The organism is Nocardia sp. NPDC019395 (genome assembly GCF_040632335.1).
Lineage (GTDB): Bacteria > Actinomycetota > Actinomycetes > Mycobacteriales > Mycobacteriaceae > Nocardia.
This window is the reverse complement of the sequence record NZ_JBEYBT010000005.1, coordinates 68,927-90,194: the sequence shown is the minus strand read 5'-3', so window position 1 is coordinate 90,194 and position 21,268 is coordinate 68,927. Positions and strand designations below refer to the sequence as shown.

The 21,268-nt window shown below is 67.0% G+C and carries 24 protein-coding genes; 10 read left to right on the top strand and 14 right to left on the bottom strand.

What is annotated here, in order from left to right; translation table 11 throughout:
* Window positions 1-50: 50 nt before the first annotated feature.
* The gene (locus ABZ827_RS15960) at window positions 51-419 is read left to right on the top strand and encodes a PPOX class F420-dependent oxidoreductase (protein ID WP_357237516.1); all 369 of its coding nucleotides are present in this window, start codon (window positions 51-53) and stop codon (window positions 417-419) included.
* Between the two features lie 21 nt (window positions 420-440).
* Here the strand turns inward: ABZ827_RS15960 and ABZ827_RS15955 are convergent, their stop codons facing one another.
* Together ABZ827_RS15955 and dapD are read right to left on the bottom strand one after the other, a co-directional pair.
* Window positions 441-1,241, bottom strand: a complete 801-nt coding sequence (locus ABZ827_RS15955; RefSeq protein WP_357237515.1) for a hypothetical protein — start codon at window positions 1,239-1,241, stop codon at window positions 441-443.
* 395 nt (window positions 1,242-1,636) lie between these two features.
* Window positions 1,637-2,584: a 2,3,4,5-tetrahydropyridine-2,6-dicarboxylate N-succinyltransferase gene (gene dapD / locus ABZ827_RS15950; protein ID WP_357237514.1), complete on the bottom strand. Its 948-nt coding sequence runs from the start codon at window positions 2,582-2,584 to the stop codon at window positions 1,637-1,639.
* Between the two features lie 61 nt (window positions 2,585-2,645).
* Here dapD and dapE point away from each other — a divergent pair, with 61 nt between their 5' ends.
* From dapE to ABZ827_RS15930, 4 genes are all read left to right on the top strand, one after another.
* Window positions 2,646-3,761, top strand: coding sequence for a succinyl-diaminopimelate desuccinylase (gene dapE / locus ABZ827_RS15945; RefSeq protein WP_357237513.1), 1,116 nt, complete (start codon window positions 2,646-2,648; stop codon window positions 3,759-3,761).
* Window positions 3,758-4,336, top strand: coding sequence for a TIGR00730 family Rossman fold protein (locus ABZ827_RS15940; RefSeq protein WP_357237512.1), 579 nt, complete (start codon window positions 3,758-3,760; stop codon window positions 4,334-4,336). The genes dapE and ABZ827_RS15940 overlap by 4 nt, the downstream gene beginning before the upstream one ends.
* 167 nt (window positions 4,337-4,503) lie before the next feature.
* The gene (folP, locus tag ABZ827_RS15935; protein ID WP_357237511.1) at window positions 4,504-5,385 is read left to right on the top strand and encodes a dihydropteroate synthase; all 882 of its coding nucleotides are present in this window, start codon (window positions 4,504-4,506) and stop codon (window positions 5,383-5,385) included.
* Entirely contained in the window at window positions 5,382-6,320 is a 939-nt protein-coding gene (locus ABZ827_RS15930; protein ID WP_357237510.1) for a glucosyl-3-phosphoglycerate synthase, read from the top strand. The genes folP and ABZ827_RS15930 overlap by 4 nt, the downstream gene beginning before the upstream one ends.
* Window positions 6,321-6,344: 24 nt before the next feature.
* Here ABZ827_RS15930 and ABZ827_RS15925 read toward each other — a convergent pair whose 3' ends face one another.
* From ABZ827_RS15925 to sigE, 6 genes are all read right to left on the bottom strand, one after another.
* Entirely contained in the window at window positions 6,345-6,935 is a 591-nt protein-coding gene (locus ABZ827_RS15925) for a hypothetical protein (RefSeq protein ID WP_357237509.1), read from the bottom strand.
* Window positions 6,936-7,165: 230 nt separating this feature from the next.
* The gene (locus ABZ827_RS15920) at window positions 7,166-8,029 is read right to left on the bottom strand and encodes a hypothetical protein (RefSeq protein ID WP_357237508.1); all 864 of its coding nucleotides are present in this window, start codon (window positions 8,027-8,029) and stop codon (window positions 7,166-7,168) included.
* A 52-nt stretch (window positions 8,030-8,081) separates the two neighbouring features.
* Window positions 8,082-8,498 (bottom strand): Sec-independent protein translocase protein TatB, encoded by a 417-nt coding sequence (gene tatB / locus ABZ827_RS15915; RefSeq protein ID WP_357237507.1) that lies wholly within the window; start codon window positions 8,496-8,498, stop codon window positions 8,082-8,084.
* A 33-nt stretch (window positions 8,499-8,531) separates the two neighbouring features.
* Window positions 8,532-10,073: a trypsin-like peptidase domain-containing protein gene (locus tag ABZ827_RS15910; protein WP_357237506.1), complete on the bottom strand. Its 1,542-nt coding sequence runs from the start codon at window positions 10,071-10,073 to the stop codon at window positions 8,532-8,534.
* A gap of 10 nt (window positions 10,074-10,083) precedes the next feature.
* Complete coding sequence (locus ABZ827_RS15905) at window positions 10,084-10,470, bottom strand: hypothetical protein (RefSeq protein ID WP_357237505.1); 387 nt, start codon at window positions 10,468-10,470, stop codon at window positions 10,084-10,086.
* A 111-nt stretch (window positions 10,471-10,581) separates the two neighbouring features.
* Window positions 10,582-11,247 (bottom strand): RNA polymerase sigma factor SigE, encoded by a 666-nt coding sequence (sigE, locus tag ABZ827_RS15900; RefSeq protein WP_357237720.1) that lies wholly within the window; start codon window positions 11,245-11,247, stop codon window positions 10,582-10,584.
* Window positions 11,248-11,683: 436 nt separating this feature from the next.
* On the opposite strand from sigE, the gene ABZ827_RS15895 reads away from it, so the two are divergent.
* The 4 genes from ABZ827_RS15895 (at window position 11,684) to ABZ827_RS15880 (ending at window position 16,055) form a co-directional block, all read left to right on the top strand.
* Complete coding sequence (locus tag ABZ827_RS15895) at window positions 11,684-12,316, top strand: O-methyltransferase (protein WP_357237504.1); 633 nt, start codon at window positions 11,684-11,686, stop codon at window positions 12,314-12,316.
* Window positions 12,317-12,547: 231 nt separating this feature from the next.
* A complete protein-coding gene (locus ABZ827_RS15890; protein ID WP_357237503.1) occupies window positions 12,548-13,261 on the top strand; it encodes a TetR family transcriptional regulator in 714 nt (237 codons plus the stop codon).
* A 221-nt stretch (window positions 13,262-13,482) separates the two neighbouring features.
* On the top strand, window positions 13,483-14,403 hold the full coding sequence (locus tag ABZ827_RS15885) for an ABC transporter ATP-binding protein (RefSeq protein ID WP_357237502.1): 921 nt from the start codon (window positions 13,483-13,485) through the stop codon (window positions 14,401-14,403).
* The gene (locus ABZ827_RS15880; protein WP_357237501.1) at window positions 14,400-16,055 is read left to right on the top strand and encodes an ABC transporter permease; all 1,656 of its coding nucleotides are present in this window, start codon (window positions 14,400-14,402) and stop codon (window positions 16,053-16,055) included. The genes ABZ827_RS15885 and ABZ827_RS15880 overlap by 4 nt, the downstream gene beginning before the upstream one ends.
* A 71-nt stretch (window positions 16,056-16,126) precedes the next feature.
* Here ABZ827_RS15880 and glgC read toward each other — a convergent pair whose 3' ends face one another.
* The gene (gene glgC, locus ABZ827_RS15875; protein WP_357237500.1) at window positions 16,127-17,341 is read right to left on the bottom strand and encodes a glucose-1-phosphate adenylyltransferase; all 1,215 of its coding nucleotides are present in this window, start codon (window positions 17,339-17,341) and stop codon (window positions 16,127-16,129) included.
* Between the two features lie 133 nt (window positions 17,342-17,474).
* Between glgC and glgA the strand changes: the two genes are divergently transcribed.
* The gene (gene glgA, locus ABZ827_RS15870; protein WP_357237719.1) at window positions 17,475-18,632 is read left to right on the top strand and encodes a glycogen synthase; all 1,158 of its coding nucleotides are present in this window, start codon (window positions 17,475-17,477) and stop codon (window positions 18,630-18,632) included.
* Window positions 18,633-18,649: 17 nt separating this feature from the next.
* Here the strand turns inward: glgA and ABZ827_RS15865 are convergent, their stop codons facing one another.
* The 5 genes from ABZ827_RS15865 to ABZ827_RS15845 form a co-directional block, all read right to left on the bottom strand.
* Complete coding sequence (locus tag ABZ827_RS15865) at window positions 18,650-19,048, bottom strand: group 1 truncated hemoglobin (RefSeq protein ID WP_357237499.1); 399 nt, start codon at window positions 19,046-19,048, stop codon at window positions 18,650-18,652.
* A 116-nt stretch (window positions 19,049-19,164) separates the two neighbouring features.
* Window positions 19,165-20,052, bottom strand: coding sequence for a putative RNA methyltransferase (locus ABZ827_RS15860; protein ID WP_357237498.1), 888 nt, complete (start codon window positions 20,050-20,052; stop codon window positions 19,165-19,167).
* A complete protein-coding gene (locus ABZ827_RS15855; protein ID WP_011211259.1) occupies window positions 20,039-20,206 on the bottom strand; it encodes a DUF3117 domain-containing protein in 168 nt (55 codons plus the stop codon). The genes ABZ827_RS15860 and ABZ827_RS15855 overlap by 14 nt, the downstream gene beginning before the upstream one ends.
* Window positions 20,207-20,364: 158 nt before the next feature.
* Window positions 20,365-20,934 (bottom strand): DNA-3-methyladenine glycosylase I, encoded by a 570-nt coding sequence (locus tag ABZ827_RS15850; protein WP_357237497.1) that lies wholly within the window; start codon window positions 20,932-20,934, stop codon window positions 20,365-20,367.
* Window positions 20,931-21,251, bottom strand: a complete 321-nt coding sequence (locus ABZ827_RS15845) for a DivIVA domain-containing protein (protein ID WP_357237496.1) — start codon at window positions 21,249-21,251, stop codon at window positions 20,931-20,933. Before ABZ827_RS15845 ends, ABZ827_RS15850 begins: the two co-directional genes overlap by 4 nt.
* Between the last annotated feature and the right edge of the window lie 17 nt (window positions 21,252-21,268).

Sequence of the window (21,268 nt, the reverse complement as noted above, 5' to 3'; positions counted from 1 at the left end):
ACCCATCGACTATTGACCTGAACCGAACTCGAGGTCATACCGTCGGTTCCATGAACGCGACGCTCACCCCCGAACAGATCGACTACCTCACCGGACAGCGACTCGGCCGGCTGGCCACTGTCGCGCCGGACGGGTCGCCGCAGAACAATCCCGTCGGCTTCCGCTACAACGGCGATCTGGGCACTATCGATATCGCGGGCTGGAATATGGAGCGCTCACGCAAGTTCCGCAACCTGGCGAAGAACGACAGGGTGGCGTTCGTGGTCGACGATATCGCCTCGGTCCAGCCATGGCGGGTGCGTTGTCTGGAGATCCGGGGGAGGGCAGAGGCATTGACCGGGACCACGACCTACATAGGAACGGAACCGGGCGAACTCATCCGCGTCCACCCGGAACGGATTATCGCCTTCGGCATCTGAATCGAGCTGAGGGACCGGGCATCAGCTGGTATCGCCGCGCGGAGGTGCCGGAAATATTCGCAACGCGGGCTCGACGTTCCCGTCCGAGTCTCCGCGGCCGGCGACGCCGAAGACCGAAGAACCAGCATCGTCCCGCTCCGGGAACACCATGTCTGTTCCGGCCTGAACTTCCCGGAGCACCCCGTTGGCTTGCATCGATTCCGCTGCACTCTCGGCAGCGTCTCCTTCAGGCGCTCCGGCGCCACACGACACCATTCGTACTGGGCTGTCCGGCGTTGCCGCGACATCGTCCAGTACAGACTTCTTCGCCGCGAGTAACCGTCCGTACTCGGCTCCCCCCAAAAAAATTGTCCGTGCGGGATACGCGATCTCGCCTGGCGAGGATGGCGGGTCAGCTGTCCGCACAGCGACGGCGAACACATCTGGGTTGGCGTGCGTGATCACCAAAATGCAGCTCTTCGTCCCTGCGACGTCTGCGCCGGGGACGGGCTGGGCAGTGGGGTCGCGCACCCAAGTCTGTTTCTTCGTAGCCACCTTGGTGGCAGGCCAATAGTGGCTGAACTCGCGATCAATCCTTTCGCCGACCCGGCTCATCCATGCGGCATTCTGAGCCCTGTCGTCGGGGGCTGTCGGAAAGCTGATGCTGCGGAGTTGTCCGTGACTGTCCGCCAATAGATCGAAGATCACGTCGTCCGGTGAGAACACCGCAGGTTTTCCGTTTTCGTCTTTGCCACGTATCCGGGTCACCGCGGTGCCGGAATTCCGGCCCGCTACCCGATGGAATCCTTCGTTATCGGCCGTCCTCGCCGCGCGCCGAGCCACGCCGAGATGATCCGCTGCCCTATACAAGGGACGCGCAGAAGCGGATGCTGCCCGGCTGATCGCTTTTGTGATCGACCCTGCCAACATCTTCGCGGCCCCACGTGCCGCAGAGCTCATGGGGTCTGCGAGTACGGGATCGCCCGCATGAGCCATGAGCACAGGGCAAGTATCGGCCGGCCAGTCCATGATCACCACAGGCATGGGTTCCCATCTGCGGTGAAGTAGCTCCCGTGCGGCCACGACGTGTAATTCGCAATCGACGAGCAGCCCGGTGCGCCGGACCACGACCTCGCCATACAGCTCGGAAACTGCGCTCAGAGGGAACTGCGAACCCGGTCGCCGGCGGCTTGTGATGGCGGCTGCCCGGGCGGGCGACGCCCAATAGGCACAGCTGATCAGTTATGGGCGTGCAGTGCCTCGTTGAGCTCGATGCCTGTGCCCGAACGCGGGGTCACCTCCACCGCACCCGTCTGCGAATTACGGCGGAACAGCAGATTGTTCGTGCCACTGAGTTCGGCCGCCTTGATCACCTTGCCTTCCGGCGTGGTGACCTTCGTTCCGGCCGTCAGGTAGAGCCCGGCCTCCAGCACACAATCGTCGCCGAGCGGGATACCCAAGCCCGAGTTCGCGCCCAGCAGCGAGCGTTCACCGATAGAGATGACGGTCTTGCCGCCGCCGGACAGCGTGCCCATGGTGGAGGCGCCGCCACCGATATCGGAGCCGTCGCCCACGACGACACCGGCCGAGACGCGGCCCTCGATCATGGATGTGCCGAGCGTTCCGGCGTTGAAATTGACGAAACCCTCGTGCATCACGGTCGTTCCGGCCGCCAGATGGGCGCCCAGCCGCACGCGGTCGGCGTCACCGATGCGGACACCGGCGGGGACCACGTAGTCGACCATGCGCGGGAATTTGTCGATGCTGTACACGGTGACGGGGCCGCGGGCACGCAACTTGGCGCGGGTCGTTTCGAAACCGTCGACCGCGGCCGGACCGTGGTTGGTCCAGACGACATTCGCCAGCAGCGCGAACTGCCCTTCCAGGCTCACCGAGTGCGGGCGGACCAGCCGATGGGACAGCAGATGCAGGCGCAGGTACACATCATGCGCGTCCACCGGGGCGGCGGACAGGTCGGCAATTGTTGTGCGGACCGCTACCACGTCGACCCCGCGCGCGGGATCGGGACCCACCAGCTCGGCCAACTCGGCAGGAGCCTCGGCAAGCCGCTCGGAACCGGTTTCGGTGAACTCACCCAGCTGCGGGCTGGGGAACCAGGTATCCAGAACGGTTCCGTCCGCGGTCACATTGGCGATGCCGATAGCGGTTGCTCCCTGAGTGCTCACGACACTGCAGCCTACCCACCAGCGACCACATAATGATGCGGCCCCTCTACGCTCGTATCTCGTGACCCTCGACCTGCACGCCGACCCCATCGCGTTGACCGCGGCCCTCGTCGATATCGCGAGCGTGTCCCGCGAGGAAGCCGCGATCACAACCGCCGTCGAATCGGCACTACGTACTCAGACCAGCGGTTTCGAGGTGGTGCGCCACGGCAATGTGGTTCTCGCGCGGACGAATCGTGGGCTGCCCACCCGGGTGGTGCTGGCGGGGCATCTCGATACCGTGCCGATCGCGGAAAATGTTCCGGGCCGGTTCACCACGGAGAACGGGGTGGAGGTGCTGTACGGCTGCGGATCGGTCGATATGAAATCGGGGGACGCGGTTTTCCTGCATCTGGCCGCCACTGTCGCCGACCCGGCGCACGACCTGACCTTGATCTTCTACGACTGCGAGGAGATCGCCGCCGAATTCAACGGCCTGAACACGATCGAACGTGAGTTCCCGGAATGGCTGGACGCGGATCTGGCGATACTCGGGGAACCGTCCGGCGGCTGGATCGAGGCCGGTTGCCAGGGCACATTGCGGGTGCGGCTCAGTGCCGCGGGAGTGCGGGCGCATTCGGCGCGTTCCTGGCTGGGTGACAATGCGATCCACCGGCTAGCGCCCGTCCTGGCCCGGCTGTCGGAGTACCGGGCCCGCGACGTCGATATCGACGGCTGCCGCTACCGGGAAGGTCTGTCGGCGGTGCGCGTCGAGGGCGGCGTCGCCGGCAATGTGGTGCCCGACGGGGCCACGGTGGAGGTGAACTTCCGGTTCGCGCCCGACCGGACGGTGGAACAGGCGATCGAGCATGTCCGCGAGATCTTCGCGGGCCTGGACCTGGAGTTCACGGTCACCGACGCGGCACCCGGCGCACTACCGGGGCTCACCGCTCCCGCCGCTCGCGGCCTCCTCGACGCCGTCGGTGCGCACGGCTCGGCCGGAGTGCGCGCGAAGTACGGCTGGACCGATGTCTCCCGGTTCGCGGCCCGGGGAATCCCGGCGGTGAATTTCGGGCCCGGTGACCCGAATCTCGCGCACAAACGTGACGAGCACGTCCCGCTGGCCCAGATAACCGCTGTCACCGATATGCTGCGCGCCTACCTGACCGGCGAGGCCGGAACGGGGGTGGCGCGGTGAATCGGCGACCCTTCGCTCTGTGTGTGTACTGCTCCGCCAGTACCACCGACCCTGCCCACTTGGCTCTGGCGGCTCGAGTGGGTACCGAACTGGCCCGGCGCGGCTGGCAGCTGGTCTCCGGCGGCGGGCATGTGTCGATGATGGGTGCCGTGGCCACCGCGGCCCGCGCGGGCGGTGCGAACACGATCGGGGTCATACCGAAACACCTGGTGCACCGTGAGGTCGCCGATGTGGAATCGGACGAGCTCGTCGTCACCGACACCATGCGTCAGCGCAAACAGGTCATGGAGGACCGGGCGGACGCCTTCCTCACTCTCCCGGGCGGTATCGGCACGCTCGAGGAATTCTTCGAGGCCTGGACCGGTGGCCACCTGGGCCAGCACGCCAAGCCGATGGCGATTCTGGACCCGGACGGACACTACACGGGCCTGTTCGAGTGGCTCACGGAGCTCCGGGAGCGTGGCTTCGTCCCGCAGGAAGCACTCGACCGGGTCACGGTCACCGCGGATTTGGCGGTGGCCTTCGACGCGTTGGGCTCGGCATCGTCCGATGGTCCGGCCCGGGGGGCGATGTAGGGCGCGGGCTCGCCGCACTGTTGTCAGAAGTTCCAAACTTGAATTTTCGTCGCGCTGGGCCCGTACAGGTGACAAGCGCCAGGGACGGTCGGAAGAGTCGAGGGGCGTACAGCGCCGAGGAGGACTCGGGCCCGCGACGCCGGAGGCGGCGCCATAGACTCGTGTTCATGTTCGAGCCCGTGCGTCCGTCACCGACGCTGTGCGGCCGGGCGGTGGCGACGGATCGCGCCCTTGTCATGGCCATCGTGAATCGGACCCCGGATTCCTTTTACGACCGTGGCGCCACCTTCAGCGACAGTGCGGCGCTGGCGGCGGTGGACCGGGCGGTGGGGGAAGGCGCCGATCTCGTCGATATCGGCGGGGTGAAGGCGGGGCCCGGGGAGTCGGTGGATGCCGCGGAGGAAACCCGGCGGGTCGTACCGTTCGTCGCGGCGATCCGGGAAAAGTATCCCGAGCTGCTGATCAGTGTCGATACCTGGCGCGCGGAGGTCGCGCGCGCGGCGGTCACCGAGGGCGCCGATCTGATCAACGACACCTGGGCCGGCGCCGATCCGGAGTTGGTGCCGGTGGCCGCGGAGTCCGGGGCGGGCATCGTCTGTAGTCATACCGGTGGCGCCGTGCCGCGCACCCGTCCGCATCGTGTCCGGTATGACGATGTGGTGGCGGAGGTCACCGATACCGTGGTGCGCGCTGCCGAGGCCGCCGCGGCGGCCGGGGTACGCAGGGATTCCGTGCTCATCGACCCGACTCACGATTTCGGGAAAAACACCTATCACGGCCTCGCACTGTTGCGGGCAGCGGACGTTCTTGTAAAAACCGGATGGCCAGTCTTGATGGCGCTGAGCAACAAGGATTTCATCGGAGAGACATTAGGTGTCGATCTTTCCGAACGGCTGGAGGGCACATTGGCAGCAACAGCTTGGGCCGCCGCGGCCGGCGCCCGCGTTTTCCGGGTGCACGAGGTCGCCGCGACCAGGCGTGTAGTCGACATGATCGCCGCGATCCAGGGCATCCGGCCCCCCGTACGAACTCTGCGAGGTCTCGTATGAAACTCTCACACCACGAGCCCGGCTGGGCGACGACGAACACGTGGGACACCCCCGAATGGGCGGTGGCCGATCTGGTCGCCGCGAAAGCCGGACGCACCGTTTCGGTGGTGCTGCCGGCGCTGAACGAGGAGGAAACGGTCGCCGAGGTGGTGGCCAGTATCCGGCCGCTGCTGGGCACCCTGGTAGATGAACTGGTGGTGCTCGATTCCGGGTCCACCGACGCCACTGCCGAACGTGCCCGGGCGGCCGGTGCCGAGGTCATAAGCCGGGAGCAGGCCGTGCCCGAGCTCGAACCGATCGCCGGCAAGGGCGAGGTGCTGTGGCGGTCGCTGGCGGTGACCACCGGTGATCTGGTGGCGTTCGTCGACTCCGATCTGATCGACCCCGATCCGGCTTTCGTACCGAAACTGCTCGGACCGCTCCTGACCACTCCGGATCTGCATCTGGTCAAGGCGTACTACCGCCGTCCGCTGCGGCACGGTGGTGGGGTGGACGCGCACGGCGGCGGGCGGGTCACCGAACTCGTGGCGCGACCGCTGCTGGCCGCGTTGCGGCCGGGGCTGGCCTCGGTGCTGCAGCCGCTGGGCGGGGAGTACGCCGGTACCCGGGAACTGCTCACCGCCGTCCCGTTCGCCCCCGGCTACGGGGTGGAGATCGGTTTGTTGCTCGATACCTATGACCGGTTGGGTCTGCACGCGATCGGACAGGTCAATCTGGGCGTACGGACCCACCGCAACCGCCCGCTGGCCGATCTCGGGGTGATGAGCCGGCAGATTCTGGGCACGGTACTGGGGCGCAGCGGTGTCCCGGATTCGGGAGCGGCACTCACCCAGTTCCCGCTGATCGGCGACGAGTTCACCCCGCGCAGCACCGCGGTGGACTTGGTCGACCGGCCGCCGATGAACACGGTTCGACCTGATGTAGCCGCGGCCTGAGCCCGGCGGGGCCGGGCGCGTCGATCAGCGCTCGGATTCCGGGCGTGGGCCGGGTGCCGTATCCGGTGCTGCCGTAGCGTCCGGGGATTCGCCGGCGTGTCCGTCGGACCGCTCCGCCGGTGCTTTTCCGCCGGCACCGGGCTTGTCGGTGGGCAGTGGGTGCCCAGCTTCAGTGGCCGGGTCCGAATCAGGCGTTCCCGAGTCATCGGATGCGGGCTTCTCCGAAGTTTCCGGAGTCTCTGTGGGCTCCGTTTCGGAAGTGATCGCGGGTTCGGTGACGGTCTCCGGTTCGGCGGATGTGGGTTGGGCGGTGGCTTCCGGTTCTGTGGCGGCAGCCGGTTCGGTGGCTGTCGCGGATTCGGTCGCCGACTCCGGTTCGTCGGTAGCGGCTACGTCCTGGCTCGGTCCAGCCGCTTCGGCGGGGCGGTCGCCGGGTTCCCGGGATTCCTCCGGAATATCCTGTTCGTGTTCCAGGCGTGCCTGGAGTTCGGCGACTGTCACGTATTCGCTCTCCGGAGAGCCCGGTTTGCGTAACCACAGGAGCACCGAGGCCAGCAATCCGGCCGCGACCAGAACCACCGCCACGATGATCAACGCGTCCACCTGCGCCTCCACGAATTACCTTGTCGGAGCCGGACATCGTCACGGGGATGCACCTATCGGTGCGAAGGTGTTTTCCCGGACGCCGAACACCTGCCGAATTCGACAAATGCGATCGGCCGTGTAACCCCAGCGTAGCAATAGCGTTGACTAGCGAATATTTGTTGTCGCTATCGTGTATTCCGGGCGTGTCGGATTTCCGGGGCACCGTCGAATTTCATCCGTCCGGAAACGCGGGTATCGGCTCAGCGGCGTTGACGCACCGGCGGCCGGGCACGGGAATCCACCGATTCGTGCAAATAGACGGGCGTCAGCAGATCAGCGTCCACCGGTTCGCCGGTGCCGCGTTCGTAACGAACCCCGATCAGTACCGAGAACCGCCGGTTCGCCGCACGCTCGTGCAGGGTGGCCAACCGGGTGGCCAGCAGCCGGACCGCGCCGAGTGAACCGGGCGGGTGCAGCCCGTCGATAACCAGGATCGTCCCGCGGCCGTCCAGCCGCGGCAGCCGGGCCAGGTAGGCGATATCGTGCGGGTCCGGGCTGGCCGGGCGGTAGATCCGGCGGGCGGCCCGGTCTTCGATACCGCGGCGCCCGTCGCCGGGCCGGGCGACCGCCCGCCGGAGGCGCGGGTCGCCGGCGATGAGCTGGCGCAGGCTCGGTGAGAGTTCCGGGCCGCCGAGCACGATGAGCCCGTCGCGCATCAGGTCGATCGGGCGTCCGGGCGCGAACGGTTCGATGGTCACTCCGAAACCGAGTTCTTTGAGCTGCTCGGCCAGCCGCGGCGCCGCCGCCGGATCCGGTGCGCCCATGAGCCTGCCCGCCCGCATATCCGGGACCAGGAGGGTGAGCGGTCCGTGCCCGAAGAACAAACCCTCCGGCGCCGGGCCCTGTGTACTCACCTGGTGGATGCGAGCGCGGGAAAGTCCCGCGGCAGCTCCTATTCTGGCGAAGGTCCACCCTTCGGCGTGCAACTCCCTGATCACCGCACGCCGAATTCGGGTGAGCTCGTTGATCGTTTGCTGAGCCGCTGCGACACCCTCCGTTGCGGCCTTGAGTCGCTCGACTTTGTCTTCGATCGCGAATATCCGCGCCACGTCATCGGCCGACATGTGCGAAGTGTAGACATCAGGCCCCTGAACGGCGTCTAGAGCAGTTGACGGATCAGGTGGCGTCGGTGTCGATCGGCGGACGTTCGTTGTGCTCCAGTGGTTTACTCTGATGCTTTTGCGGGTAATCCGGCATCCCACTGCTGGCGCCCAGAACATTCTTACTATCCGGCAATGCGCCGTCCAGATCCTTGAAAAGGGAATCGTCGCCGTTCAGAAGATGTTTCGTCACCACCGAACGGGGAGACATCCCGCGCAATTCCTGAAGATCCGCGAGAGGCTTTCGCAGGTCCTCGAATTCCGGCCCGAGTTCGGAGCGCAATTGCGATGTGGCACCGGTGGCGTAATCGCGCACCTGGCGCAGACTGCGGGCAGTCCACCGCGCGGCGCCGGGCAGACGTTCCGGGCCGAGGATGACGAGGGCGGCGACGAGTAGAACGAGCATCTCGCCCCACCCGATACTGCTGAACACCTCACCAGATTACCCGGCGCCGCGCGCGGTGGGTCAGTCGGAGGCGAGCGTCACCGGAATATCCACCTGCCGGCCTTCCCTGATGAGCTGGACATTCACCGTTTGATCGATACCGTTCATCTGCACGGCGACCACCAGCTCGTCGGGATTTGTGACCTCCCGGTCGCCCACCCGCACGATCACATCGCCTTCGACGATGCCCGCGTTCGCGGCCGGGCCGCCCGGCTCCACATCCGCGACTTCCGCACCGCTCATCACTTCGTTGGCGACCGTTTTCTGGCGGGCGCTGACGCCGATCTTCGGGTGGTGGATCGACCCGTCGCGAATGAGAGTCTGTGCCACCTGGGTCATCTGGTCGACGGGGATCGCGAAGCCGAGCCCGACCGAGCCGCCGCTCTCACTGCGGATCGCGGTGTTGATGCCGATAACGCGGCCGTCCGCGTCCACCAGCGCACCACCGGAATTGCCCGGGTTGATCGAGGCGTCGGTCTGGACCGCGTCGATCACGGCCTTGGTATCGCTGCCCTCACCCTCGAGTTTCACGGGCCGGTGCAGGGCGCTGACGATGCCGGAAGTGACTGTCTTGCTGAGGCCGAGAGGCGAACCGACGGCCAGAACCGCGTCGCCGACTTGGACATCGTCCGATTTACCCAATTGCGCGACAGTGAGATTTTTCACATCTACCTTCAGGACCGCGAGGTCGCTCTTCGGGTCCCGGCCGACGATATTCGCCGGAGTCCGGGTCCCGTCGGAGAACGTGACCTGTATCCGGGCCTTGCCGGATGTGTCCTGCGCGGCCATGGAGACGACGTGATTGTTGGTGACGATATAGCCGTTGCCGTCGATGACCACTCCGGACCCGGTGGCGCCGTTCTCGCCGACCGTGGTGCGGATGGAGACCACCGATGGCAGTACCGCGTCCGCGACCTGGGCGATCGGTCCGTGCGGCTGATCGCCGTCGTTCTGTTCCAGACTTACTTTGCGTGAGGTCAGGGTCGAGGCCGTCTCGGCAGTCAGCCGGCCGACGAGACCGCCGACGAGACCTATCGCGAGGGCGATCGCGACCAGTATCAGCAGGGCTTTGGGTGCGACCCGGGAGCCGAACAGCACCTGCCGGGCCGAGAGCTTCTCGCCCCGCGGCAATTCCTGGGTGGCCGGAGACGGGACCGCGGGTGCGCCCAGCCGGGCCGGGGCGTCCGGATCGCGCCAGGGGTCCGCCGGACCCGCGACCGGAGCGGACGCCGGGCCGGCGTCCGGATCCCGCTGGAGCAGTTCGGTGGAACCGGCCGGCCGGCCGAATGCCTCGGCCAGCACCGCGGTGGGCGGTCCTTTGGGTGCGGGTGGGGACGATTCGGCATCGCTGCGGGCGGCACGCGGCGCGAACGATCCGGATTGCCCGCTGGGGCGACGGAACGCATGCGCGGTATGTGAGTCCACATGGGGCCGGTAAACCGGTCGCGGAGCCAACACCGGCGCCCCGGGCGGGCGCAGCGTGCCGTTATCGGCCGTCGTGCCGTTTTCGTCCGCCGAATCAGGAGTATCGGCAGGGGAATTGTGCGTCGATTCGGAACTCACTCGGCAGACTCTACTTGCGCCACCACACGGACCACCGGAAGCTGTCGAAGGTTGTAGAAAAGGACTGGCCGGAAAAACCGAATACGGCCTCGTTACGAGGATTTCCGGAAGAATTCGGCCCGCTCGGTGGTTCGGCGAGCGGAATACGCGACAAGCTGTCGTGCAGACCCGTCGGAATCGAGACCTGAGTGGCTCGTCGCAGCGCGATCCGCGCCTGCTGTTGTGCCTCGACCTCGGCCGCGCATTCCGGGCACACCGAGAGATGCTGGGCCGCGCGCAGATACGGATTCATCCGCAGTTCGCCATCGACATAGGCGGCGACCGCCTCGCTCGCCAGATGCTCGGTGGAGTGGAACTGCGGGGAACGACGACCGGGCGTACTGGAGTCGCCACTCATTCGCTATCCATCCTTCCCAACCGACATCGCTGACCGCCGGGATCCGGCGTCGTTATCGCCGGAGCACCCAAGGCTCGACTCGGTGTTTCATCCGAGGCTTGCCTCGGTCTGTCACGCGAGGCTCGCCTCGGTGGCGAATCGCTCCTCCACTCCATTATGCGCAAGATACTCGCGCAGTGCCTGCCGTCCACGATGGATCCGGCTGCGGACTGTCCCCAGCTTCACTCCGAGCGTCGCGCCGATCTCCTCGTAGGAAAGTCCTTCGATATCGCAGAGCACGACAGCGGCACGGAATTCCGGGGCGAGTGAATCGAGTGCGGACTGGAGGTTCGGATCGAGCCGGGCGTCGTGAAAGACCTGTTCGGGCCCGGGTCCCTCGGCGGGAACCCGGTCGTAGTCCTCGGGAAGTGCTTCCATCCGGATCCTGCTGCGGCGCCGGACCATGTCCAGGAAGAGGTTGGTGGTGATGCGGTGCAACCAGCCCTCGAACGTTCCGGGCTGGTAGTTGGAAAGGGAACGGAACACCCGGATGAACGTCTCCTGGGTGAGGTCCTCGGCGTCCTGCGCGTCGCCGGACAGGCGGTAGGCCAGCCGGTAGACCCGGTCGGCATGTTCGCGGACCAGTTCGTCCCAGGTGGGCATAACCGCGCGATCGCCGGTGGCATCGAAGGCGGCCGTACCGGTCAGGGCCTCGTCGGGATTCTCGGGAGTGCCGTCGGGGGCGATATCGAACTCTTCGGCTCGGTCGGCAGTAGTGGACATATCGGGCACCTCCATCAGGGCGTCCGGCGAGGCGGGGTCGGCGGTCACCTGGTCACGATCCGCGGCTACCGCACGATCCGGCCCGGTAAACGCTCCGGGGCCGAATTCGTCCCGGCCGGGCAGGTCGTACCCGGCGGGCGCTGCCGAACGGCGGGCCCGGGGCAGCTCGGGCAAAGTAGCGGACTCGCGTACCGCATCGACCATGTGGATGGTGACGACCTCCTGATCGGGACCGAGGCGTAGGCTCGAACAAGTGACCCGGTTTCCGGGCCACCTTTACCGGTTACAACGGTGGAGTCGTGTCCCGTTGTTCCCGGCTGCCACGTTCGGTCGGCTGGTCTTGCGTGGGGCCTACTCTTCCCTGCTCGCGTGTGGGCCGGGTATGGGGATCCTGAGGGACACCTGAGAATGTTGCGACCAGCTTCGCGCCGTTTGGCATAGCCTCGACTGCGTGGCAGCGAACCTGGAGCGAAATCTCGCCTACGTCGAGGAATCCGTCGTCGAGGACGAGGTACTCATCAGTGCCCGCGAACGGGCCACCGAACTGGGTGCGGCTCCGGTGCCGCCGTCGGTCGGTGCCCTGCTCAGCATGTATACGCAGTTACTGGACGCGCGGGCGGTGGTCGAGGTCGGGACCGGCGCCGGGGTCAGCGGGTTGTGGTTGCTGGACGGTATGCGCGAGGACGGCACGCTGACCACCATCGACTCCGAACCCGAACATCAGCGCGCTGCCAAGGAATCCTTCCGCGCCGCGGAGATACCCCTCGCGCGCACCCGGCTGATCAACGGCCGGGCCCTGGATGTGCTGCCGCGACTGGCGGATGCCGCCTACGACCTGGTGTTCGTGGATGCCTCGCCCGTCGAACAGCCGCAGTACATCGCCGAGGCGGTCCGGCTGCTACGTCCGGGTGGGGCGGTGCTGCTGCACAACGCGCTGCTCGGGGGGCGGGTACCCGATCCGGCGCACCGTGACGCGACCACCCAGGCGGTGCGTGCCGCGACCCGGTACGTGGCCGAGGATCCCGCGTTGACCAGCGTTCTGATACCGCTCGGCGACGGCTTGCTCTGCGCTTCGAAGGGGTAGAGCGCGCCCGGCCGCCGGATGTCGCGCGGTTCTTTCAGCAGAGTCCGGCTGCTTTTGTGCCCGGACTGTGCTGGTTTCTGTGCGCGGGCAGTCGGTGCTTGCGGGATCGCCGGGTGCGCGGTTCGGAAGGCGAGCTGAGCCGAGGGGTCGTGCGGTGTTCGGAAGTCTTTACGGAATCTCTACGCGACACCCTCTTGCGCCGGTGTTGAACGGCTGTTTAGCGTATTGATCATGCGTTCAAGCGATGATCTGACGACCCGGGCACGTATCCGGGATGCGGCGGTTGTGCTGTTCGGTGAACAGGGCTTCGGTGTCGGGGTGCGGGCCATCGCCAAGGCGGCAGGGGTCTCACCCGGACTGGTCAACCACCATTTCGGGTCCAAAGAGGGGCTGCGCCGGGAATGCGACGACTACGTACGGGGAGTGATCCGTGAATCGAAGATGAGCTATATGAACCGGCCGTCCACCGGGAATCTGCTACAGCAACTGGCCGAGATCGAGGAGTTCGCCCCGGTCATCGCCTACATGATGCGCAGCTTCCAAGCCGGCGGCCAACTGGCGGGGGTGTTGTTCGAGCATATGGTCGAGGATGTCGAGCAGTACTTGGAGGCGGGGGTGGCCTCGGGTGTGCTGCGCAAACCGCGGGATATCAAGGCCATGGCGCGATATCTGGCCACGGCCAACGGCGGCGGCATGCTGATGTTCCTGCAGACACACACCCCGGCGGACGGAGTTGTCGACTACCGGCAGGCGCTGCGCGATTACGCCGACCAGATGATGCTGCCCGCCCTCGAGCTCTATACCGACGGTCTGCTCACAGATTCGTCGATGGTGGAGGCGTTGCTCGCGGCGCGGCGCCGGCCCGGCGCGACCCCCGAGTCCGGCAGGGATCCGGCCGAGCATGTGCCGCACGCGGGCGATATGGACACAGCGCCGCACTCGTGATCCGGGCCGGCGCGGCGGCCACTTCGGGTTCGAGCCTCACCTCGGCAGTGGAATCGGCGCGACGCCCAGCGGTGGGCTGGGCCGGCGAACGAGACGGGCGTGGCCGCCGTGGAGCGTCGGGCGGCTACCGACTCGAACTGCCCCGCGTGCGCGCACGGGACGCATATGCGACCACAACTCTCTCTGAACAATTCTATTCTCATGTCCCACAAGGAGATTCGATGATTTCGGCTATTGAGATCCGGGATCTGCACAAGCACTTCGGGCAAGTCCGCGCACTCGACGGACTGGACCTGCAGGTGAACGAAGGCGAGGTCCACGGATTCCTCGGTCCCAACGGAGCGGGGAAATCCACCACCATCCGGATCCTGCTCGGACTGCTGTCCCGCACTTCCGGCGAAGTGCGGATGCTGGAACGTGACCCCTGGGCGGACGCGGTGGCACTGCACCGCGAGATCGCCTACGTCCCGGGAGATGTGACCCTGTGGCCCTCGCTGAGCGGCGGGGAGACCATCGATCTGCTGGCCACAATGCGCGGCGGGCTGGACACCACCCGGCGCGCCGAGCTGATCGAGCGCTACGAGCTGGATCCGCGGAAGAAGGCGCGGACCTACTCCAAGGGAAACCGGCAGAAGGTCGCGCTCGTCTCGGCCTTCTCGTCGCACGCCCGGCTCCTGCTGCTCGACGAACCGACCTCGGGCCTGGACCCGCTGATGGAGCAGGTATTCCGGGAATGCGTCGCCGAAGCGGCCGAACGCGGTGCGACCGTGCTGCTGTCCAGCCATATCCTGTCGGAGGTGGAGGCCCTGTGCGAGCGGGTCACCATCATCCGGTCCGGGCGCACCGTGGAGAGCGGGACGCTGGCCTCGATGCGGCATCTGAGCCGCACGGCCATCACCGCCGAATTGACCGGCGACCCCGGTGATATCGCGGCCCTGCCCGGTGTCGCCGATGTCAGCATGACCGACCACACGCTGCGCTGTCAGGTCGACGGTGAGCATCTCGCCGAATTGATCCGGATCCTGGGCGATACCGGGGTACGCAGCCTGGTCAGCCGGCCGCCGACGCTGGAGGAACTGTTCATGCGGCACTACTCGGTGAACGGCCAGGAGGCCGGCGAACTGCAGAAGGTGCAGAAATGACCACGGCAGTGGCCGGAGCCCGGCACAGTATGTTCGATTCCACGTCCGCGGGCACCGATTTCACCGGCACCCTCCGGTTGCTGCGGCTGTATCTGCGGCGTGACCGGATCGTCGCGCCGCTGTGGATCCTGTTGTTGTCGGTACCGCTGGGCTCGGTGTATGTGGCCAGTATCGAATCGGTGTATCCGACGGCGGCCGACCGCGCCTCGTTCGCCGCCACGATTCTGGCGAGCCCCGCGCAGCTGGCGATGTACGGCCCTGTCTACGACACATCCATCGGGGCCGTCGGCATCTGGAAAGCCGGTATGTTCCACACCCTGATCGCGGTGGCCACGATCCTCACGGTGATCCGGCATACGCGGGCGGAGGAGGAGACCGGGCGCGCCGAGGTCCTGGCGTCCACCTCGATCGGGCGGTACGCCAACCTGACGGCAGCGTTGATCCTGGCGCTCGGCGGTGCGCTGCTGGCGGGTCTGATCGGAGCGGTGAGCCTGACCGCCACCGGGGTTCCGGCGAGCGGGTCGCTGGCCTTCGGTCTGGCCCTCGCGGGGTCGGGCATGGTGTTCGCGGCAGTCGCCGCGGTGACGGCGCAGATCTGCTCCGGCGCCCGGCTCGCGCGGGGAATCGCCTTCGCGGTGCTCGCGGTGACCTTCACCCTGCGGGCGGTCGGTGACGCGCAGGCCGGGGCAGGCCCGGTGAACCCGCTCACCTGGTTGTCGCCGCAGGGCTGGTCGTTGCAGGTCCGCCCCTACGCGGGCGACCACTGGTGGGTACTGCTGCTGCATCTGGCGCTGCTCACGGTGGTGGTCGCGGTGGCCTTCGCTCTGCTGCGCCGCCGCGATTCCGGCGCCGGCCTCCTCGCCGAGCGGCTCGGGCCCGCCGCCGCCGGACCTGCCCTGACCGGACCGTTCGGCCTCGCCGTCCGCTTACAGCGCGGCGCGCTCCTGGGCTGGGGAATCGGGGTCGGTTTGTACGGGCTGGTGATCGGCAGCGTCGTCAACGGTATCGGCGACAGTTTCGGCAGCAACGAAACTCTGCGCGACCTGATCACCCGGATGGGCGGTACCGATTCGCTGGAGGATTCGTTCGTCAGCTACGCGTTCACCATGCTGGGGATCGCGGGCGCGGCGTATGCGATATCGGCGGCGCTGCGGATGTTCGGTGAGGAGAACGGGCATCTCGCCGAGTCCGTGCTCAGCGGTGCCGTCGGCAGAACCCGCTGGGCGGCGTCGCACCTGGTGTTCGCTCTCGGCGGGCCGGTGGTGATCATGCTGACCGCCGGTCTGCTGGGTGGTCTCGCCTACGGTGTCGCAGCCGGCGATATCGGCGGCACGCTGCCCGGGATGCTCGCGGCCGCGCTGGTGCAATTACCCGCGATCTGGGTGTTCGCCGCCCTGACCGTCGCGTTGTTCGGTCTGGTGCCGCGCTGGACCCCGGTGGCGTGGGGGCTGCTGACCGCCGCTATCGCGGTGTTCCTGCTCGGTTCGATCTCCGGTGCCCCGCAGTGGCTGCGGAATCTCGAACCGTTCAGCCACGCCCCCAAGGTGCCGGGTGTGGAGTACACCGTGACTCCCACGATCCTGGTCACGGCTGTCGCGGCGGTACTGCTGGCCGCCGGACTGGCCGGTATACGGGCCCGGGACGTGCGCTGACGCGACGCCGGCCACAGCCGTATGCCCGGTCCTCGTGACCGGGCATACGGCCGCGATCACGTCGAATCGGATCAGACCCAGGTGCCCTTGCCGACGGTGACCACACCGCCGTTGCTGATCGCGAATCTGCCGCGGTCCCGCTCGAGATCCACCCCGATGATCTCCCCTTCGGACACCATGACGTTCTTGTCCAGGATCGCGCGCCGGACCACCGCGCCGCGCCCGATCCGCACACCCGGCATCAGGACACTGCCTTCGACCGTGGCACCTTCGTCCACCAGGACATTGGCGCTGAGCACCGAATTGCGGACGGTCGCCGCGGACAGAAAGCTGCCCGCCCCCACGATCGCTTCCTGGGCCAGGCCGCCGCGGGCGAATTTCGCGGGCGGCAGGTTCTCGGCGGCGCCGCGGATCGGCCAGTGCCGGTTGTAGAGGTTGAACACGGGGTTCACCGACACCAGATCCATATGCGCCTCGTAGAAAGCGTCGATGGTGCCGACATCGCGCCAGTAGCCGCGGTCGCGTTCGGTGGCGCCGGGAACATCGTTATCGGCGAAATCGTAGACCGACGCCTGGCCCGCGGCGACCAGATCGGGGATGATATCGCCGCCCATATCGTGATCGGAATCCGAATTATCGGCATCGGCCTTGATCGAATCCACCAGCACCTTCGTGGTGAACACATAGTTGCCCATCGAGGCGAAGGTCGAATTCGGATCGTCCGGAATCCCCGGTGGATGCGCCGGTTTCTCCAGGAACCCGAGGATCCGCCCGGACTCGTCGGAATCGATACAGCCGAAAGCGCCCGCTTCGCTGCGCGGCACCCGGATACCGGCGACGGTCACACCCGCACCGGAATCGATATGGGCGGCCACCATCTGCTCCGGGTCCATCCGGTACACATGGTCGGCGCCGAACACCACGATGTAATCGGGGTCTTCGTCGTAGATCAGATTCAGTGATTGCATGATCGCGTCGGCGCTGCCGGTGTACCAGCGCGGGCCGAGCCGCTGCTGCGCCGGAACCGGGGTGATGTATTCCCCGGCGAAACCGGACAGCCGCCAGGTCTGCGAGATATGCCGGTCCAGCGAATGGGATTTGTACTGAGTGAGTACGCACAACCGGAGGAAGCCGGCATTGACGAGATTGCTCAGTACGAAGTCGATGAGGCGATAGGCCCCGCCGAACGGGACGGCCGGCTTGGCCCGGTCGGCGGTCAGGGGAAAGAGTCGCTTGCCCTCGCCACCGGCGAGCACGATTCCGAGTACGTGCGGCTGGCTCCTCACAGAGCCAAACCTACCGAACGAGGTGGTCGGGGGGTGTTGACCGCTCGGCGTCTACCGTGAATCCGTGAGTTTCGGTTCCAGCGGTGCGGACGTGGCACCCGGGTTGTCCGCGGGCGATCCGCTACGGGTGGCGATGCTGACCCGAGAATTTCCGCCCGAGGTGTACGGCGGGGCGGGCGTGCACGTCACGGAGTTGGTGGCCCGGTTACGGCGGATGAGCACGGTGACCGTGCACTGTATGGGCGTACCCCGCCCGGATGCCCAGGTGCACGGCGCGGACCCCGAACTGGAACGGGCCAATCCGGCGCTGCGGATGATGTCGGCGCAGTTGCGGATGGCGGACGCGGTGGGTGCGGTGGACGTTGTCCATTCGCATACCTGGTACTCCGGCCTGGCCGGGCACCTCGCTGCGACGCTGTACGGGATCCCGCATATCGTCACCACTCATTCGCTGGAGCCACGCCGGCCGTGGAAGGCCGAGCAACTCGGTGGCGGCTACCGGTTGTCCTCCTGGTCGGAACGCAACGCGCTCGAACACGCCGACGCGGTGATCGCGGTGAGCGACTGGATGCGCCGCGATGTCCTCGATGCGTACCCCGCAATGGACCCGGATCGGGTCCATGTGGTGCGCAACGGGATCGATGCCGGCGTCTGGTACCCGGGCCCGCCGGTATCGGGCAGCCGCCGGATTCTGGACGAGCTCGGGGTGCGGGCGGATGCGCCGCTGGCGGTCTTCGTCGGGCGGATCACCCGGCAGAAGGGGGTCGGGCATCTGCTGGCGGCCGCGCGGGAGGTCGATCCGGCGATCCAGCTGGTGCTGTGTGCCGGTGCCCCGGACACCCCGCAGCTGGAAGCCGAGGTCGCCGATGCCGTCGCCGGGCTGCATCGGCGGCGCGGGAACGTGTTCTGGGTGCGGGAGATGCTGCCCACCGAGCAGATCCGCCAGCTGCTGGCCGCGGCCACGGTGTTCGTCTGCCCCTCGGTGTACGAGCCGCTGGGGATCGTCAACCTCGAAGCGATGGCGTGCTCGACCGCCGTGATCGCCTCGGATGTCGGTGGCATTCCCGAGGTGGTCGCCGACGGCCGAACCGGTCGCCTGGTGCATTTCGATGCCGGGGAGACCGGCGCCTACGAGCACGCGCTGGCGGCGGCGATCAACGAACTGGCCGCGGACCCGGGCCGGGCGGCCGAACTGGGCGCGGCCGGGCGCCGCCGCGCCCTGGCCGAATTCGACTGGTACCGGATCGCCGAGCAGACTGTGCGGGTCTACCGGGCGGTCCGCAAACCCTGACCGCTGCGCAACGCCGATTACGCCGAGGCCGGACCGGAGGCGATTTCGCCGGCCAGCGGCGCGACAGCGCCGATGATCTCGCCGACTGTCGCCTCGTCCACCCCGGCCGCGCTCAGCGAATCGGTCAGATGCCCGGCCACCAGATCGAAATGGTGCAGGGTGATGCCCCTGCCCTGGTGCACCTGTTTCATCGGCGCGCCGGTATAGGGTTCCGGGCCGCCGAGTGCCGCCGCGAAGAATTCGACCTGTTTACCTCGTAACCGGGACATATTCGTCCCGGTGAAGAAACCGGCCAATTCTTCGTCGGCGAGAACCCGGGTGTAGAAATCGGCGACTACTGTTTCGAGTGCCTCGTACCCGCCGATCCGGTCGTAGATTGTCGTGGTCTTCTGTTTGCCGAATGTCGGTAACCGCATACATCCAGGACATCAGGGCGGTGTTACCTGGCTATCAGGCCGGCGTCGCGAGTGGATTTCCCTGTGTGGCAGCGCTATTGCCCAGGCCTCACCGCGGTCCAAAGGTGGCGGTGAGCTCAGTCGCGGCCGGGTTCGGGGGCGGCGGCATAGGTTCCCACCGTGACCGATGCGGTCACTTCGAAAGGCTCGGGCAGCCGGTCGATGCGGTCGCCGGCGGCCGCCGCGTGGTGCGCGGACGGACCCATTGCCACGAGCCGTGCGATATCGGCGCGGGTCAGGCTCATCGAATACTCGACCATGCTGCTGTCCAGCCGGGTGAACAGGCCGGACATACTCTCGGCGAGCCGTCGTTCCTTGTCCGGATCGACAGTGACCATACCGAGCGGGCCGATCAACTCCCCGAGATGACGGACGGTCGGGGTGACCACCAGATACCGGCCCCCGGGCGCGAGGGATCGGGCTACGGACTCCGGGTTGCGTGGGGCGAAAACCGAGAGCGCCGCCGTGAGTGTGTGGTCGCGCACGGGTAGCCCGCGCCAGACATCGGCCACCACGGCCGCCGCGCGGCGATGGGCACGAGCGCACCGGCGGCCGGCGGGTTTGGCGATATCCACCGCGATTCCCCGGGCCGCCGGGAATCCGTTCAGGACGCGAGCCAGGTAGTAGCCGGTGCCCGCGCCGATATCCGCGATCACCTCGTCGCCGCCGGGCGGCCGGGACACCACGGCGGCCTCCGCGATCGCGGCGGCGATCGGCTCGAAAAATCCGGTGCTTTGAAAGGCCGCGCGAGCGTCGAGCATTTCGGCGGTATCGCCGGCCAGCTTGCCGGCGGCCGCGGTGAGCAGACTCACATAACCCTGCCGGGCAATATCGAAACTGTGCCCGAGTTCGCACCGCAGAACACGGTCCACGCACACCAGACCGCGGCCACATACGGGGCACCTCAGTACCTCGGCGACCGCGGCCAGCGCCGATTCCTCGGCAATTGGGCTAGCTGGTGACACTCTTCAATTCGTCACCGAGTGCCGCGGCTTCGTCAGGCGTGAGTTCAACGACCAAACGCCCGCCACCCTCGAGCGGGACCCGCATAACGATCCCGCGGCCTTCCTTGGTTGCCTCGAGGGGACCGTCCCCGGTGCGGGGCTTCATGGCCGCCATCCTCTGCTCCCTCCAGATCTGCGCGGTATGCTGCGCACTTGCTCGGATCCCCGGTTGTTACCAACCGGGCGGTCCGTCGGCTGAAGCGACGGACCGCACTCGGTCTATTCTTCCCTATCGCGGGAGATGGCGGACACTCGACGTCCAAATGTGATCGGTCAGCCGAGGCGGGTGTGCCGGGTATCGACCCAGCATTCGGCCAGGTGATCGTCGACCATTCCGGTTGCCTGCATCAGCGCGTAGGCGGTGGTCGGTCCGACGAAACGGAATCCGCGCCGCTTCAATTCTTTTGCCAGTGCGGTGGATTCGGGGGTTACGGCGGGAATTTCGGTGATCACGCGCGGTCGTGGCCGTGGGGCGGGAGCGAACGACCAGAGCAGTTCGTCCAGATCGATATCCAGCCCGCGCGCGACTTCCGCATTGGCGATACAGGCATCGATTTTGGCGCGATTGCGCACAATTCCCGGATCGGCGAGCAGGCGCTCACGGTCGGCATCACCGAATTCCGCGACTCGGTCGATGGCGAATCCGGCGAAGGCCAGCCGGAACGCGGGGCGTTTGCGCAGGATGGTGATCCAGGACAGCCCGGACTGGAACGCTTCCAGGCACAGCCGCTCGAACAGGGCATCGTTCCCGTGCAGCGGGCGCCCCCACTCCTCGTCGTGATAGTCGCGGTAGATCTGTGAATCTACCGACCACGGGCAGCGCACCAATGTGTCGGTGGTCACGGCCGCTCCGCGCCGCCGGTGCGAGCCGACGCGGTGGCCTGCGCCTCGGCCAATTGCGTCTGGAGTTCGTCCACCCGGGCGGCCAGCCGGGCCAGCGCCCAATCGACCTCGCCGGCCTTGTACCCGCGCACGACCTGCTGGAAGCGCAGCGCCCGGACATCGGCGCCGGAAATATCCTCTACCGGCAGAACGGTCGCGGTCGTCCCTTCGGGTAGCGGCCCCAGCTCCTCCGACCGACCGAAGAGTGCGCTGGCCAGCAGGAAGAGCACCGTGGCCACCAAACCCACGATCAGGACGTACAACAGCAGGGTGAGCATGGACCGAGTCTAAGGGC